This is a genomic window from Deltaproteobacteria bacterium (assembly GCA_016177765.1).
Taxonomy (GTDB): Bacteria; UBA10199; UBA10199; order JACPAL01; family JACOUP01; genus JACOUP01.
In genome coordinates this window covers 291,837-307,398 of sequence record JACOUP010000008.1, presented here as the reverse complement: position 1 = coordinate 307,398, position 15,562 = coordinate 291,837, and the positions used below count along the sequence as shown (strand labels likewise).

Here is a 15,562-nt window from a genome sequence, read left to right as displayed (position 1 = left end):
AAAGGGGCTGTAGATGGCAACAGTGAAGTTGGGTGTTGTTGTGGGGCTTTTCCTCTCGGCGATAGTCTGGGCCGCAGGGCCTCGGGTGAACCACCCTGGGGTGAATCACCCCTGGTGGGAGGATCCGCGTTGTCCTGGTTCGGGGGACCCTGCCCCCCCTATTTTAAAAGCCGACCTGCCGCGCCTGAGCCGGGAACTGGAGGGGCTTCGTGATCAGCAGGGAAGATCCTTTTGGCAGACAACACCCGACCGGGCCCTGGCCCTTTTGGAGATAGTGGATGCCCAGCCTCCGAAGACGAAACTGGAACAGTTTTTTCAGTTGATGTTTCTCATCCAGAAACAGGCTACGGATAAACTGCCCCTGGAAGTAACGCCTCCGGGGATTACCGAGGTGTTATTGGCCGCCAGGGTTTTTAGTGACCCCGCTTTTCCTAAAGAAATTGTGAAGGCGACACTGGCCATGACCGACCGCCAGCGCCCGCCGGTCTACCGTGTTTATTTTGAAAAACCGGAGGTTCGGTTCCCTTTGAATGAGGGGAAGGGGTTTTCCATCTGGCAACAGGGGAAGTGTCAGGTGGCCAAAGAACTTGTTTTTCAGAACGGTTTCTCCTTCCGGCTCCGGAGAGCCAGACATCGGGATAATCTGGTTGTCTATGACTTTGATAAGGTCCAACTCTACGGTGATTTTGGGGCCCGCCGGAAGTTTTTTTCGGTGGATCTTTCCTATGTTGATCTGGAGAAGGTGGAATTTGTTCGTGGGACGGATGAGGGGAAGGTCACGGTTCGGGTCTCAAAACGGGAATTTGATGAACGGAAACATTCGGCCCTGTTCCGTTTTTTGGGAACTTTGATTCCGGATACATCGCGACAGCGGATTGATTGGTAAATTATAGATTCTTGACAAGGACTAATGGTTTTTGAATAAGTAATCCCGCTATGCCTGACACGCCGATCGAAGAATACGCAGTGAGCGAGGCCTGTATCGCCTGCGACGCCTGTTGCAACGATTTTGGGGACGTTTTCAAGATGGATGCGGATCATACCCGGGCGGTGGCGTATGCCCCGGTGGCCAAGGGGAAGTACAACCCCTGGGACATCCTCTATGATTGCCCCGTGGATGCGATCTCTCTGATCAAGGGGGAACTTCCCCCCCCGCCGGCAGATAAGAAGCCGGCCTCTGCTAAAAAGAAGGAAGAGGAAGGCCTACCTTCTCAAGTTCTCACCGACCCCCGTCCTTGGGAGGAACGATGGGCCGAGGTGGCGGGACTCACTGAAAGCGACTGGGAACGGCGCAAGCGTTACGGTTTTGCCGATTACTTTGAAGAGACGCCGGATCAGTTCCTCTTCCGTTTTGCCCTCCCGGAAAAAGTCCCGAATCACCCCTTGAAGTTCAAGTGGAACCTCCCGGACAAGATGCCGGATTACAAGCTCTCCGTTGACTTGAAGGAGCCGACCCTGCTCCGGGTGAAGGCCTGGCTGGAGGACCAGCGGGTCAAAAAACTCTGCGGTGCGGCCAACTCGTTCCCGGATCGCTGGCTTCGTGAGATTCGCCTTTCGCAACCGGTGAAAGGGGTCAGGCAGAACTACAACGCCCAAGAAAAACTCCTCGATGTGGTTATCGATAAGGTCTAATACTTGGCGACGCTAGCCCCTTTAACGGATACCCACGCACATCTCAATTTCCCGGAATATGTTGGGGAAGAAGAAGCTGTTCTTCAACGGGCCCAAGAGGCTGGGGTCGGGATCATCATTAACATTGGTTTGACCGAGAAGGAGAGAGATCCTGCTGATGCGGTCGCTTTGGCCAGACGTTACCCATTCATTTATGCCGCCGTCGGGATCCACCCGCATGACGCGGCCTCCGCCACCCCTGAGGCGATGGCCCATATTGAAAAACTAGCTGGTGATAAAAGGGTCGTTGCGGTGGGGGAGGTTGGTCTTGATTTCTACTACGAACATTCTCCCAAAGAGGTCCAACAAAATGCCTTAAGGCAGTTTATCCGGATGGCCAAAAGATTGAAAAAGCCGCTGGTGATCCATTGCCGCGATGCCTTTCAAGAATTGAAGCTGATTTTTCAGGAGGAAGGGGCTAGCGACGTCGGTGGCGTTCTTCATTGTTACACCGGGGATGAACCGTTTGCCCGTTGGGCGATCGAAAATAATTTCTATATCTCCTTTTCCGGGATCATTACCTTTAAAAAAACGGAAGGGTTGCAACAGGTGGCGAGGGTTTTACAGGAAGACAAAATCTTGGTTGAGACCGATTGCCCATTTCTCGCACCGGAACCGTTTCGCGGCAAAAAAAATGAACCGGCCTATGTCCGCTATACCGCTCAGAAACTGGCCGAGATCCGGGGGGTGAGCCTGGAAGAGATGGCGGCCTTAACGACCCGGAACGCGATTAAATGTTTTCGCTTGCCGATTAAATTTTAATAATCAAGTAGTTAGAGGCGTGCCTGGCACAAATAGGGTGGCTGGTGCCAGGCACGCGTAGAACTAGCTAAAATATAATGATTTTTTATCTGAGCTGCTCAATCTCTCTCAAGAGTTTTTCTGCGTCTTGCTCCTTCGGGGTTTTCTGATAGGCTGTCACGACACTTCGCATGGCGATCCCGGCGGAGTGGAAGCTCTTTTCAACGATCTTGAAAAGCGGACCTAAGTTTTTTTGGAAATCCTTATCCTCGGATCGGACAAAGTCCCCGGCCTGGTCTTCCGGTTTCGGGTATTTGTAGCTGGTGAGGAGGATCGGTTTGGCCAGGAGGCGGGTGAGGTGGGATGTTTCGGAGGAGAGGCGATTACTCCGGTCCCGTAGTCGGATCGCATAATCTTGAACGGTGGAAAATTTTTCCGTCTGGGTGCCGCAGAGGGGGTCAATCAACCTCCCTCGTTTCGTCCAGGTGGTGGTATAATCCTCAAAGAAAAGGTGGAGATTGCTGACCAAACGGCTGATCGTTCCGATGATGGAAAATTTTTCTTTTTTCCCCCATAAGAAATAGGACCGCAGGCCGAGTGAGGCAATCTCCGGGGAAACTTGAGCGGCATGAAACGGCTGGTGAAGATCCTGAAGGTAGTGAAAGGAACTGGCCAGAAATCGCCAGGCCCAGTACTCTTCACCCCAGGAACGGGCGAGCAAGGCGAGGTCATAATAGGTCTGGGCCCTTCGCGAGGCCTGCCCCAGTTGGCGCAATGGGAAACCAAAGGTATCGTTAAAGTGAAACGGGTTGAAGGGAGGTTTTTCAATATGCCGGAAGGCCTGGGAATTAACGCCGGTTCCGGAACCAAACCAGACCTGGTCCCGATAGAAATCAGTTTCTAAATTCTGATCCCGCCCGTCATCCGGATCGATGGAATGAAGCCTTAAAATGGCAACCGGTTTGATCGATCCCCCCATGACCTCTTCGTCAGAAAGGGAGTTCAGGGGGACCGAAGGGTTGATCAGCAAAAATTTTGAAAAATCTTGTTGTGATTGTATCTCCGGTTTTAGTGAGCGAATCTTTTCGAGAAAAGAAGAAATCGGTCGGATGACACAAGGGGTAGAAAGCCCGGTGGGGTCAGCAATCTCTTTCAGGGCCGGTGCCACCATCGCCTGATGGTCATAGTCGCTCCATCCAAGGGCGATTCGCCCAAAGGTGGTGAGGGGGAGGAGAAATAGCAGAACGGCCAGAGGTTTATAAATCATCCCAGATCTTTTTTTCAAATTGTTCACCGTAGAGTTCGTTTAATTCCCAAAGGAGACCAGGGCTGGTGACATTAATCTCTGTCAAATAACCGCCGATCAGGTCAATACCAGTAAAATAGACCCCCTCTTTGAGTAATTTTTTGGCTATCTGTTGGGAGAGCTTTTTTTCTGAAAGGGTGAGGGTTGTTCGTTCCAACGTCCCCCCAAGGTCGGGGCTTGTGATAAACTGACCGGCCGGCGGGACTTTTTTGAGGGCCCCGAGGATCTTGCCGTTCCAGAGGAAAACTCTTTTTTCTCCATCGTTGACCGCCTCCAGGAATTTTTGCGCCATAACCGGGGTTGAAAGGTTTTGAGTCGCCCTGAGCAGAATAGCCTCAGCCTCTGTCGAGGCTATTTCCCGGAATGGTTTGAGGCGTTGGATGCCACGGCCTCCAAAGCTGTCCATCGGTTTGATAATGACCCCTTCTTTTTGCGAACGCCAGAAGGAAATCAGATGGGGCAACTGCGAGGAAACGATTGTGGGGGCGATCCATGGGTTGAAGAAAAAAATCGACATCTTTTCGTTCCAGTCCCGCAAGGCTTCTGGAGCGTTGACTATTTTTACCTTTTTGGGGGCCGCCGAAAGGATGAGAGTGGCGTAATAGTAGGCCATGTTCCAGGGGGGGTCCTGCCGCATCCAGATCTGGTTGAACTCTTTGAGGGAGAATTGTTTTTCGCCGTGAAACTCAAAAAAAGGGGAGTCGGGGAGGACCTTGACCTGTCGGACGAGCGCTGTCGGTTCCCCCTTTTCCATAAACAGTTTTGAAACTTCGCCGTAATAAACGGTATACCCTCGACGGTACGCCTCCAGCATCAGGAGGTGGGTGGTATCCTTCTTAAGGTCATACCCTTCGTAGGGGTTCAGGATAAAAAGAAGTTTCATAAGACAAAAGCCCCTTATCCGGTGTCGGAAAGGGGCTTTGTATAAGACCTTCGGGTGACACACCATTGTGTGACCCACCCTTGATCAAAGCTCTTAGTTTGTCTTTGCCTTGGCCTTCTCTTCGACTTTCTTGGCTTCTTGGCCAGTAGCCTTCTTGGCCTCGTCTGCCTTCACGACATCCTTGGTGGCATCCTTCTTGACGACTTCTTGCTTGACGGCTTCTTTGGCGGCGGCGGGAACCTTGGTTTCTTCAGCCTTGACAGCGCCAGCGACAGAGATTCCGAACAATGCAACGAGCAACAGTGCGGTCTTCTTCATGATCAATTCACCCCCTTCCCTGGAAATTTCACCTTTTCAAGTGTGCGGGGGTCGTACCCCCTTTTGGAAATCTTGTCAAGAGGCCCCCGGAAAGGCAAAACCCCCTTCGATTTCAGGCGATAAGCCTTCAGCGAAGAGGGTTTCATCCTGTTAGACTAGAGAACAGCCTTCTTTAGTTCCTTGCCGGGCTTGAACTTTGGCACATTGGCGGCCTTGATATCGATCTCGGCCCCCGTCTGTGGGTTACGGCCCTTCCGTGCCTTTCTCTTGCTCACGGAAAAGGTCCCAAATCCGGTCAGGGTGATCTTGTCCTTCTTTTTCAGTGACTTGGTGACGTTCGCGGTCACCGAGTTGAGACATTTTTCAGCTACCGCCTTGGAGACCTTGCAGTCCCGGGCGACATAGCCGATTAATTCTGCCTTTGTCATTTGATTTTCACCTCCCCCCTTTTAAAAATTTTACTCGACTGGAACTTTTGAAAAACCGTGGTGGGTTGAAACAGGTTTCGCATTTCTCTCTTCGTCAGTTCGGGCTTTCCCGATTCACCCGCTATCCTCATCACCGACTCCCGCAAGTCTTTGTTAGTCCTACATTTGCGGGCACCATCAACAGCGGGGGCAGGTATAATACTATTCTTCTCGGGGTGTCAAGAATAAAAAATTGAAAGTGAATCTAAAATTGACATTTTCGGTTTCTCCAGCATAATTCGCCATTCTTATGGTTCGTTCCGCCGAAATCGTTCCGGTTAATATCGAAGATGAAATGAGGGATTCCTATCTGGATTACGCCATGAGCGTGATCATCGGGCGGGCGATCCCGGACATCCGTGACGGCCTCAAACCGGTCCATCGCCGGATTCTTTATGCGATGTATCAGGAAGGGCTTCTTTCCAACAAGAGGTACTCCAAATCAGCCGGTGTTGTCGGGGAGGTTTTAAAGAAGTACCACCCCCATGGGGACATGGCGGTTTATGACGCCCTGGTCCGGATGGCGCAGGAATGGAACATGCGCTACCCGCTCATCGATGGTCAGGGGAATTTCGGTTCCATCGATGGTGATCCTGCGGCTGCCTACCGTTATACCGAGGCCCGTCTGACCCGCCTGGCCGAGGAGATACTGGCGGATATAGAAAAGGAAACGGTCGATTTTATTCCCAATTTTGATGATTCCACCCAGGAGCCGGTGGTTCTCCCCTCCAAGGTTCCGAACCTTCTGGTGAATGGCTCTGACGGGATCGCCGTCGGGATGGCGACCAAGATCCCTCCCCACAATCTGGGAGAGGTGATTGATGGTCTGACCGCCCTGATCCAGAAACCGGACACAACCGTCAAGGAGTTGATGAAGATCATCCCCGGCCCCGATTTCCCGACAGGGGCGTTTATTTATGGGAGAGAGGGGATCCGCGAGGCGTACGAGACCGGCAAGGGGATTATCCATATGCGGGCCAAGGCGATGATTGAACCGGTGGCCCGCGGTGACCGGGAAAATATTGTCATCACGGAGATCCCCTTCCAGGTCAACAAGGCCCGTCTTATTGAAAAGATAGCAGAACTCGTGAATGAGGGGAAAATCGAGGGAATTTCCGACGTTCGTGATGAATCGGACAAGGACGGGATGAGGATCGTTGTCGAACTCAAGAAGGGGACGGTTGCCGGTGTCATTCTCAATCAACTTTATAAGCATACGGTCATGCAGTCGACCTTCGGTGTCATCATGCTGGCGATTGTCGGTGGACAGCCAAAGACCCTGAATCTCAGGGAGGCCCTGGTTCTCTTTCTGGACCATCGCAAGGAAGTGGTCAAACGGCGGACCGCCTTTGAACTCAAAAAAGCCGAGGAGAGGGCGCACGTTCTGGAAGGGTTAAGGATTGCCGTTGAACATATCGATGAAGTGATTGCCCTGATCAAGAAGTCCAAGTCTCCGCTGGAGGCGAGAGAGGCGTTGATGAAGAAGTATTCGCTCTCGGAGATCCAGGCCCAGGCGATCCTCGATATGCGCCTGCAGCGGTTGACCGCCTTGGAACGGGACAAGATTCTGGAAGAATATACCGAGGTCATTAAATTGATCAAACGGCTGAAGGAGATCATGAAGAGTGAGAAGCTAGTTTTGGAGATCATTCAGGAAGAACTGAACGAGATCAAAAAAGGGTATGCCGACCCACGGCGGACCGAGATTCAGGGGAAGACCCAGGAGCTTTCCGTGGAAGACCTGATCGCCGAAGAGGACATGGTGGTGACGATTTCCCACTCCGGTTACATCAAGCGAAACCCGATCTCGATCTACCGGGCCCAGAGGAGGGGAGGGAGAGGGAAGGTCGGCATGGAGACCCGGGAGGAAGATTTTGTCTCTGATCTCTTCATTGCCTCGACCCATGGGTATCTCCTCATCTTTTCCTCCCGCGGCAAGGTTTACTGGCTGAGGGTGCATGAGGTTCCTCAGGCGGGACGGACTGCCAAGGGGAAGCCGCTGGTGAATTTGGTTCCGATGGCCTCTGATGAAAAACTGGCCGCTATTTTAACGGTGAAGGAATTTGTGGAGGGGAAATATGTCGTTTTTGCTACCAAGAAGGGGGTTGTCAAAAAGACGGAGCTGATGGCGTATGCCAACCCAAGGGCGAGCGGGATTATTGCCCTGGGGATTGAAGAAGGGGATGACTTAATCGATGCCAAGCTGACCGATGGCACTTCAGATATCTTCATGGGGACCCGTCAGGGGTTGGCGATTCGCTTTCATGAGGATCAGGTGAGACCGATGGGGCGTTCCGCGGTCGGTGTGATCGGTATCCGTTTAGACAAGGGGGATGAGTTGGTCGGTATGGAGGTGATTCGCGAAGGGGCGGCGATCTTGACAGTGACTGAGCACGGTTACGGCAAGAGGACGGAGACGGCGGAATACCGGACCCAAGGGCGCGGCGGGATGGGGATTATTACGGTGAAAACCACCGACAAGAACGGTCTTGTGGTAGGGGTCCAACAGGTGACGGAAGAAGACGATGTGATGTTGATCAGTGACAAGGGGAAGATCATCCGCCTGCCGGTAAAGCAGATTTCAAAAATCGGCCGTAATACCCAGGGGGTTCGACTCATCCACCTGGAAGAGGGGGAGAGGGTCGGCGCCTTTGCCAAACTGGCTGAAAGGGAAGAGGAAGAGGGGTGATCCGGAACACCCTCGGGTTATTCTTGGCCTTGTTTCTCTTCCTGGCCTGTCAAAAAGATTCCCCCCACAAAGAGCTCCTCAGGGCGGAACGACTCCATAACGAAAAGCGATATGCTGAGGAGATTGAGGTTTACCGTTTTCTGATGGATCGTTACCCGCAATCGGCGGAGGCGGTTGCCGGTTCTTTGAGGATTGGGGAGATTTATCAATATTCACTGGCCGATCGTGATCAGGCCCTGAAGGCCTATGCCGAGGTAGCGGAACGGTGGAAGGGGAAGGGGAGAGAGGCCCTCACGGCGCTGGAACGGAGGGCTTCGTTGTTCGAGGCCGAGGGGGACTCCCTCTCGGCGATCGGCGAGTATGAGCGGCTCCTCAGTCAACGATCTGACTCCTCCCGGACCGACTACTATCTGTATCAGCTTTCTTCCTGTTATCTCAAGACCCAGGAATATGCCAAGTCCCAGTCAGCCTTGGTCCGTCTGATCAAGGATTTTCCAAAAAGTGATTGGATCGATGGGGCCTGGCTCGACCTGGGGGAGAGTTTTTTCCTGCAGAACAGGTTTGACAAGGCACTGGAAGCCTATCAGCAGTTGATCAGCAACTTCCCTAAAAGCCCTTACTTGTTGAGGGCTCGGTTCAGTTCCGCCTTGGCCCTGGAAGAGATGGCGGAATGGGACAAGGCGTTGAAGATCTATGAAGAACTTCTCTCGACCTACCCGAATCCGAAGATGATTGAGCTCAAGATTGACAAGCTTAAAGAGAGGCAAAAGAATATGAAGGCTGATCTGCCAAAGGGACAATCACCCTTTGGGTCCACCGGAAGGGGCCGATTCCGGAACCGGAAGTGATTCAGGTGGTTTGGGGGTCTCCTTGTCTGGAAGGTATTTCACCCTGGTTTTCTTCTTGAGATCGGCCAGAAGCTCATCACGGACCGTCCCCTGAATTCTGAAACGGATCCGTGCCTCCGCCTGATCCAGCGGTTCCATCTTTTTCTCCTCCAACACCTTGATCAGGTGAACGCCGTTCTTGCTAGTGATCGGGTCGGAGAGTTCCCCCTCCTTGAGGAGAAGGGCTTTTTCGATCAGGCCCGACCAGCCCCATCCCTCCAGACGCTTGTCACTCAAGGTGACATACCCCAGTGTTCCGCCAATCTTCTTGGTCCGTTCATCTTCAGAGGCCTGTTCCGCAACCTTCTCGAAGGCCTCTCCCTTGCCGAGCCGCTCTTTCAATTTTTGAACGATCGCTAACGCCTGCTCAGCGGTTCGGATTGTCTTCTTGGCCTTCTTTGCCGCCGCCTCTTCTCCCTTGGTGGTGAAGGAAACATAGATATGGGAGAGCTTCAACCTCTCGAATTCATCTTTGTGATTGTCGTAATAGTCGCGGACTTTTTTATCGAGCTCATTATCCAGCGCCGCCTGGGCGACGATCATCTTCTTGTAGAGATCGATTCGGTCGCGGGTGGCCTCATCCCTCTGGAGGTTCCGTCTTAACCCCTCCTGGTAGAGGAGGATTTGTTCGACATAATTTTCAAGAAGTTTCTGTTTCCCCTCGGGGGAACTCATCCGTCCTTTCAGCCGCGGGTTGGCCCGGACGATCTTGTCCAGATCGGCTTCAGTGATCTCTTCCCCCCCCACCTTGACAAGGGTCCTCCCTTTGGAGTGACAACCGGCAAATAAAACAAGAAGCACGAGACCAGAGGCAAAAGATCGGAAAAGAGAGGTCATTGGAAGCCCCCCTACTATAAAGGATCGTTTGGTCTTGTCAAAGAATTTTTCTAGACAATGCTGAAATCAGAAAAATTTTTAGGTTTTTCCCAGAGGACCTCGACTGTTTTTACTTTTGCGGCGGGCGGTCCTTGATGACACCACTCGATCATCTTCTCTACTTTTTCTTCCTCCCCTTCAAGATAGGTCTCCACCTGGCCTGTGGGGAGATTGCGGACCCAGCCGGTCAGTTTCAGACGGAGGGCCTCCTGTTCCGTGCAGATGCGGAAACAGACCCCCTGCACACGGCCAGAGATGATGAGATGGGCACAAACGGAAGGCATGAAGCATTCGTCTAACCCGTTTTCATTCTGTTGCCAACAGTCGTTTTTTCATTTACTCTGCTACGAGTGAAATGCCTCGGCCTCGATTTTGGGGAAAAGACGATCGGGATTGCCGTCAGCGACGATCTCAGCCTGACGGCCCAAGGGGTGACCACCCTCTACAGAAAGAGTCTCAGCCAGGATATGGCGGCGTTGGAACAGCTGGTTAAGGATTATCAGGCCTCGCAGATTGTTATCGGTCTTCCCCTCAACATGAATGGGACGGAAGGGGGAAAGGCGCGGGAAGTCCGGCAATTTATGCAACAGCTGGAAAGACATTTTGGCGATAAGGTGTCGGTGATTCCGTGGGATGAAAGGCTTTCAACGATGGCGGCGGAGAGAGGGCTTTTGGAGGCCGACCTCTCGCGGGCCAAGCGGCGCAAGGTGATCGACAAGATGGCCGCCGTCTTCATCCTGCAGGGGTACCTGGATTCAATAATCACAGACGTCCGATAAGGCTATGAAACGATTTTTTGCCGTGACGATTGTTGGTCTTCTCTGCGGGCTCTTTGTTATCGGGGTTAACATCTATTATTACGGTAATGTGGTGCCGGAGCCTGAGGGGGGGATCGGGGTTGAGACTCATCCTTACGAGGTGGAGGAAGAGAAATATTTCTCATTCGAACGCGGAACCCGCTTGAGCGAGATCATCCGCCGCCTGGAAGAGGGGAAGATCATCCGGGACAGTTTTCTGTTTAAGGTCTATGTGGTGGTGCATTGGGCCGCCTCCAAGATCCGCGCCGGTGATTACCTTTTCAAGCCGGGTCTGACCCCCTCACAGGTATTAGATCTCCTCCTCAAGGGGGATTTTAAGGTTTACGAGATCCGGATCATTGAAGGTTGGACCCTGAAGGAGATCGCTTCCTATCTGGAGGGAATGGGGCTTGTGAGCCAGGAGCGGTTTTTAGCAAAGTGTCGGGATCGGGTCTTCATCCAGTCACTGGGTTTTGAGGCCTCTTCCCTGGAAGGGTATCTCTTTCCGGAGACCTACCGTTCGTACCGGAAGACAACCGAGGAAGAACTGATCCGGAAGTTTGTCAGTCAATTCAAGAGACGATTTGGCCCGGAGCTCCAGGCGAAGGTGCGGGAATTAGAGATGACGGAACAGGCCGTCCTCACACTTGCCTCGATCATTGAAAAGGAAACAGGCCGGAGGGAAGAACGACCGATTATTTCCTCTGTCTTTCACAACCGGCTGAGGGAAGGGATTCCGCTGGCGGCCGATCCCACGGTGATCTATGGGGTTCCCAATTTTAACGGCAACCTGAGAAGGAGTGATCTGGAGACTCCGACCCCTTACAATACCTACCTCTTCAAGGGGCTCCCCCCGGGACCGATTGCCAGCCCCGGACTGGATTCGATCTTGGCGGCCCTCAACCCGGCCCAGACCGAATATCTTTATTTTGTTGCGAAAGGGGATGGGACCCACGAGTTCTCAAAGACGCTGCAGGAACATGAGAGTGCCATCAGGAAATATCAGATTACTCAAAACAGGCCGCTGTGACGTTGCCGATTGTAATAACCTTCCCTTCGGGACTGATGAAGATGGCGCTGATCCCCTCGATCTCCCTGAAAATAGAGGGGGCGCTGGCACCGAGAACGAAGCCGCCGGTTGCCAACCCGTCGGCAAAAACAGCCTCTTCGGCAAAGACGGTAACACTCTGCCAATACCAGGTCGCCTGCTTGGTCTGGGGATCAATGATGTGGGGTCCCCGTTCGTAAGTGCCTGAAGTGGCAACCGCCTGATTGCTCAGGCGAAGATTACAGACTTTTGTGCCCCGGGGGGCGGTTGGGTCCTGGATACCGATCTTCCAGGGGCCGTTGCTATCTTCGCCAGCCGCCTTCAGGTCGCCACCGGCATTCACCAGGGTGTTGTCAAAACCGTTCTTCCGGATGGTCTCTATCATCTTGTCGATAATGAACCCCTTGGCGATTCCGGAGACGCCGATCGTCATCTCCGGTTTTTTCAGGAAAACCTTCGGTCCCTCGGTATCCACAAAAACATCCCGGTAACTGGCATTTTTGTTTTTTGAGGCAAAAGTGATGTCAAAGGCGCCGCGGGTCAGGGCCGAGACCTTGCCGGAAGTCAGAAGGAGATGGACAAGGTCATCGTTCGCCTTGACCCATTTTTTTCCCGCCTGCCGGTTGATCTCACTGACGACGCTCTCTTTTTGAAACTCGCTCAGTTCCCTTTCCAGGCGGCGGGCCTCATTGAATGCGGCCTCCATCGCCTCAAAGGCCTTTGGCTTCTGTTTTGCGTCGGTAGTAATCTTGATGATGACAGGAATATTTTCCATCATCAGTTGTTCTCTGACGAAACGTTGGGGGGAAGGGGAGGCGGTGATCGGGATAAAAAGGAGAGTGAAAAGGATCTTAGACCGCATGGATTTTCTTTGTTGAATTGGGAAATAGGATTTTTTTCAGGTACTGTCCCGTATACGAATGCTTGTTCTGGGCAATCTCTTCCGGGGTCCCCTGGGCGATCACCTCGCCGCCGCCGTCCCCCCCTTCGGGGCCGAGGTCAATCAGATGATCTGCCGTCTTGATCACATCCAGGTTGTGTTCAATGACGACGACCGTATTGCCCGATTCCACAAAACTGTTTAAAACTTCCAGCAGTTTTTCAATGTCGGCAAAATGGAGCCCGGTGGTCGGTTCATCCAGGATATACAATGTCCGCCCGGTCGATCGGCGGGAGAGTTCCTTGGCCAGTTTGATCCTTTGGGCCTCACCGCCGGAGAGGGTTGTGGCCGATTGGCCAAGTTCGATATAGCCGAGGCCGACATCGATCAATGTCTTTAATTTGTGTTTGACGACCGGGATATTTTCAAAAAATTGAAAGGCCTCTTCGGCGGTCATTGAGAGGGTATCCGAGATATTTTTTTGCTTGTAATGGATCTCCAAGGTTTCGCGATTAAACCGTTTCCCCTTGCAGACCTCGCAGGTGACATAGACATCCGGGAGAAAGTGCATCTCGATTCGCAGGATGCCGTCCCCTTCGCAGGCCTCACAGCGTCCCCCCTTGACGTTGAAGGAGAAGCGTCCCGGCTTGTAACCGCGCATCTTCGATTCCGGCAGTTCGGCAAAAAGATCCCGAATCGGCGTAAAAAGACCGGTGTAGGTGGCCGGGTTGGAACGGGGGGTCCGGCCGATCGGTGACTGGTCGATGTTGATCACCTTGTCGATATGTTCCAGTCCGTCGATCGTGTCGCACCGACCGGCCTGTTCCTTGGAATTGTAGAGCCGCTGGGCGAGTCCCTTGTAAAGGGTATCGTTGACGAGGGTGCTTTTGCCGGAACCGGAGACGCCGGTGACGGCGACAAAAAGTCCCAGGGGAAAAGGGACGGTGATATTTTTCAGATTATTTTCTATCGCCCCTTTGATCACCAGTCTCTTTCCATTGGCCCGGCGCCGTTTTTTGGGGAGAGGGATTGCCCTCTTTTTGGAAATGTAGAGACCGGTTACCGATTTCGGATTGTGGGCGATCTCCTGTGGGGTCCCCTGGGCCACGAGGTATCCCCCGTGAACGCCGGCCCCGGGCCCCATATCAATCACATAATCCGCTTCCATAATCGTGTTTTCATCATGTTCGACCACAAGGACGGTATTCCCCAGGTCCCGCAATTTTTTGAGTGTGGCGAGGAGGCGGTCGTTGTCCCTCTGATGCAGGCCGATAGACGGTTCGTCGAGGATGTAGAGGACGCCGACGAGTGATGAGCCGATCTGTGTCGCCAAACGGATCCGCTGCCCTTCGCCGCCGGCCAACGTTCCCGAAGAACGATCGAGGGTGAGGTAATCAAGCCCGACGTTCGCCATGAAGGAAAGCCGCTCGCGGATTTCTTTTAAAATGCGGCCGCCGATTTCAATCTCCTTGCCGGAGAATTTTTGCTGCTGGATCCAGGTGAGACATTTTTTGACCGACATCCGGGTAACCTCGCAGATCGACTGACTGCCGACCTTGATCGCGAGGCTCTCCTTCTTGAGGCGGGCCCCGGCGCAGGTGGGGCAGGGGCGGATATTCATGAACCGTTCGATATCTTCGCGGATCCAGTCGGATTCCGTTTCTTTGTAGCGGCGGGCGAGGTTGGGCACAACCCCCTCAAAGGCGGTGGTATAAAATTGTCGTGCCTCGCCGGTCTGGTAACTGAATTTCAGTTCTTCTTCCCCGGAGCCTCCCAGGAGCATCTCCTGAATCTTTTTGGGGAGATCCTTGAACGGGGTGTTGATGTCAAACTTGTAATGTTGGGAGAGTGTTTCGATCAGTCCCCAGTGGTAATCGGAGGAACGGCCGGACCAGGGGCGGATCGCCCCTTCCCGGAGTGAAAGGTTTTTGTTGGGAACGATCAGGTCCGGATCAAAATACATCTTGGTCCCGAGGCCGTTGCAGTCAACACAGGCCCCGGTGGGGGAGTTGAACGAAAACATCTGCGGCGTGATCTCCGGGTAACTGATCCCGCAATCGATACAGGCAAATTTTTCAGAAAAGAAAAAACTCTCGCCCCCCAGGACTTCCACCTTGGCAATCCCGTCGGCGTAACGGAGCGCCGTTTCCAGCGAATCGGCCAGCCGCTGATCCATTTTTTCCCTGGGTGACACACCATTGTGTGACTCACCCTTCAAGATCAGTCGGTCGACAATCAATTCAACGGTATGTTTTTTCTTCTTGTCCAGTTTGATTTCGTCATCCAGCTCGAAGGTCTCCCCATCGATCTTGACCCGGACAAACCCCTTGGCCTGGAATTCCTTCAGTTCCTTGCTGTACTCCCCCTTCCGGTTCCGGACGACAGGGGCGAGGATATGGATTTTTGTCCCCTCTTTCAGTTTGAGGACCTGATCGACCATCTGGGAAACAGCCTGCGCCGTTATTTTTTTTCCGCATCGGTAGCAGTGGGGGATCCCGAGCCGCGCGTAGAGCAGACGGAGGTAGTCGTAAATCTCCGTGACGGTGCCAACGGTCGAACGGGGGTTGCGGCTGGTGGTTTTCTGTTCGATGGAGATCGCCGGAGAGAGCCCTTCGATGGTATCAACGTCCGGTTTTCCCATCTGTTCCAAAAATTGGCGGGCGTAGGCGGAAAGGGATTCGACATAACGCCTTTGTCCCTCGGCATAGATGGTATCAAAGGCGAGTGAGGACTTGCCGGAACCGGAGAGCCCGGTGATGACGACCAGCTTGCCGCGCGGGATGACGACATCAATATTTTTGAGATTGTGCTGCCGCGCCCCGCGAATGATGAGTGATGCCGGTTCCACGAATCCTCCAGCCTAGTTGAGACAATCCTCTTTTTCAAGAAGCGTTTTTTTAAACCCGCACTATTATCGCCTTCTCCCCTTCGAGGTTGCGAACGAAATTCTAGGAAAAAATCTTGTTGTCAGGGCTGATGGCGTCTGGTATTCTTTTGGC

Annotated in this window: 15 protein-coding genes; 7 read left to right on the top strand and 8 right to left on the bottom strand. The window is 53.1% G+C overall.

Going from position 1 to position 15,562, the window contains the following annotated elements; all coding sequences use genetic code 11:
- Positions 1–13: 13 nt before the first annotated feature.
- The 3 genes from HYS22_03890 to HYS22_03880 are packed head-to-tail and all read left to right on the top strand — an operon-like array spanning position 14 to position 2,433.
- Entirely contained in the window at positions 14–886 is an 873-nt protein-coding gene (locus HYS22_03890) for a hypothetical protein (GenBank protein ID MBI1909290.1), read from the top strand.
- A 50-nt stretch (positions 887–936) separates the two neighbouring features.
- On the top strand, positions 937–1,632 hold the full coding sequence (locus HYS22_03885; GenBank protein MBI1909289.1) for a ferredoxin: 696 nt from the start codon (positions 937–939) through the stop codon (positions 1,630–1,632).
- A 3-nt stretch (positions 1,633–1,635) separates the two neighbouring features.
- Entirely contained in the window at positions 1,636–2,433 is a 798-nt protein-coding gene (locus tag HYS22_03880) for a TatD family hydrolase (protein ID MBI1909288.1), read from the top strand.
- A gap of 85 nt (positions 2,434–2,518) precedes the next feature.
- Here HYS22_03880 and HYS22_03875 read toward each other — a convergent pair whose 3' ends face one another.
- The 4 genes from HYS22_03875 to HYS22_03860 form a co-directional block, all read right to left on the bottom strand.
- On the bottom strand, positions 2,519–3,679 hold the full coding sequence (locus HYS22_03875) for a hypothetical protein (protein ID MBI1909287.1): 1,161 nt from the start codon (positions 3,677–3,679) through the stop codon (positions 2,519–2,521).
- Positions 3,669–4,601, bottom strand: a complete 933-nt coding sequence (gene gshB / locus HYS22_03870; GenBank protein MBI1909286.1) for a glutathione synthase — start codon at positions 4,599–4,601, stop codon at positions 3,669–3,671. Before gshB ends, HYS22_03875 begins: the two co-directional genes overlap by 11 nt.
- Before the next feature lie 93 nt (positions 4,602–4,694).
- The gene (locus HYS22_03865) at positions 4,695–4,919 is read right to left on the bottom strand and encodes a hypothetical protein (protein ID MBI1909285.1); all 225 of its coding nucleotides are present in this window, start codon (positions 4,917–4,919) and stop codon (positions 4,695–4,697) included.
- Between the two features lie 155 nt (positions 4,920–5,074).
- Entirely contained in the window at positions 5,075–5,347 is a 273-nt protein-coding gene (locus tag HYS22_03860; GenBank protein ID MBI1909284.1) for an HU family DNA-binding protein, read from the bottom strand.
- 289 nt (positions 5,348–5,636) lie between these two features.
- Between HYS22_03860 and gyrA the strand changes: the two genes are divergently transcribed.
- Positions 5,637–8,075 (top strand): DNA gyrase subunit A, encoded by a 2,439-nt coding sequence (gene gyrA / locus HYS22_03855; protein ID MBI1909283.1) that lies wholly within the window; start codon positions 5,637–5,639, stop codon positions 8,073–8,075.
- Positions 8,072–8,923 carry a tetratricopeptide repeat protein gene (locus HYS22_03850; GenBank protein MBI1909282.1) on the top strand — a complete coding sequence of 284 codons (852 nt, stop codon included), beginning with the start codon at positions 8,072–8,074 and terminating at the stop codon, positions 8,921–8,923. Before gyrA ends, HYS22_03850 begins: the two co-directional genes overlap by 4 nt.
- On the opposite strand, the gene HYS22_03845 is transcribed toward HYS22_03850, so the two are convergent.
- The gene (locus tag HYS22_03845) at positions 8,876–9,799 is read right to left on the bottom strand and encodes a peptidylprolyl isomerase (protein MBI1909281.1); all 924 of its coding nucleotides are present in this window, start codon (positions 9,797–9,799) and stop codon (positions 8,876–8,878) included. The two genes, HYS22_03850 and HYS22_03845, sit on opposite strands and share 48 nt — an antisense overlap.
- A gap of 50 nt (positions 9,800–9,849) precedes the next feature.
- Positions 9,850–10,122: an acylphosphatase gene (locus tag HYS22_03840; protein ID MBI1909280.1), complete on the bottom strand. Its 273-nt coding sequence runs from the start codon at positions 10,120–10,122 to the stop codon at positions 9,850–9,852.
- 66 nt (positions 10,123–10,188) lie between these two features.
- On the opposite strand from HYS22_03840, the gene ruvX reads away from it, so the two are divergent.
- Both ruvX and mltG read left to right on the top strand, forming a co-directional pair.
- Entirely contained in the window at positions 10,189–10,617 is a 429-nt protein-coding gene (gene ruvX / locus HYS22_03835; GenBank protein ID MBI1909279.1) for a Holliday junction resolvase RuvX, read from the top strand.
- Between the two features lie 4 nt (positions 10,618–10,621).
- The gene (gene mltG / locus HYS22_03830; protein ID MBI1909278.1) at positions 10,622–11,665 is read left to right on the top strand and encodes an endolytic transglycosylase MltG; all 1,044 of its coding nucleotides are present in this window, start codon (positions 10,622–10,624) and stop codon (positions 11,663–11,665) included.
- Here the strand turns inward: mltG and HYS22_03825 are convergent.
- Complete coding sequence (locus HYS22_03825; GenBank protein MBI1909277.1) at positions 11,643–12,545, bottom strand: FAD:protein FMN transferase; 903 nt, start codon at positions 12,543–12,545, stop codon at positions 11,643–11,645. The two genes, mltG and HYS22_03825, sit on opposite strands and share 23 nt — an antisense overlap.
- Positions 12,535–15,411, bottom strand: coding sequence for an excinuclease ABC subunit UvrA (gene uvrA / locus HYS22_03820; protein ID MBI1909276.1), 2,877 nt, complete (start codon positions 15,409–15,411; stop codon positions 12,535–12,537). The genes HYS22_03825 and uvrA overlap by 11 nt, the downstream gene beginning before the upstream one ends.
- Positions 15,412–15,562: the final 151 nt, after the last annotated feature.

Excerpts from the sequence above, each read along its gene's own strand:
- gshB (MBI1909286.1), bottom strand. The coding sequence starts at position 4,601 with ATGAAACTTCTTTTTATCCTGAACCCCTACGAAGGGTATGACCTTAAG.
- HYS22_03845 (MBI1909281.1), bottom strand. The coding sequence starts at position 9,799 with ATGACCTCTCTTTTCCGATCTTTTGCCTCTGGTCTCGTGCTTCTTGTT.
- HYS22_03885 (MBI1909289.1), top strand. The coding sequence starts at position 937 with ATGCCTGACACGCCGATCGAAGAATACGCAGTGAGCGAGGCCTGTATC.
- HYS22_03825 (MBI1909277.1), bottom strand. The coding sequence starts at position 12,545 with ATGCGGTCTAAGATCCTTTTCACTCTCCTTTTTATCCCGATCACCGCC.
- HYS22_03840 (MBI1909280.1), bottom strand. The coding sequence starts at position 10,122 with ATGCCTTCCGTTTGTGCCCATCTCATCATCTCTGGCCGTGTGCAGGGG.
- mltG (MBI1909278.1), top strand. The coding sequence starts at position 10,622 with ATGAAACGATTTTTTGCCGTGACGATTGTTGGTCTTCTCTGCGGGCTC.
- gyrA (MBI1909283.1), top strand. The coding sequence starts at position 5,637 with ATGGTTCGTTCCGCCGAAATCGTTCCGGTTAATATCGAAGATGAAATG.
- HYS22_03860 (MBI1909284.1), bottom strand. The coding sequence starts at position 5,347 with ATGACAAAGGCAGAATTAATCGGCTATGTCGCCCGGGACTGCAAGGTC.
- HYS22_03865 (MBI1909285.1), bottom strand. The coding sequence starts at position 4,919 with ATGAAGAAGACCGCACTGTTGCTCGTTGCATTGTTCGGAATCTCTGTC.
- HYS22_03890 (MBI1909290.1), top strand. The coding sequence starts at position 14 with ATGGCAACAGTGAAGTTGGGTGTTGTTGTGGGGCTTTTCCTCTCGGCG.
- HYS22_03875 (MBI1909287.1), bottom strand. The coding sequence starts at position 3,679 with ATGATTTATAAACCTCTGGCCGTTCTGCTATTTCTCCTCCCCCTCACC.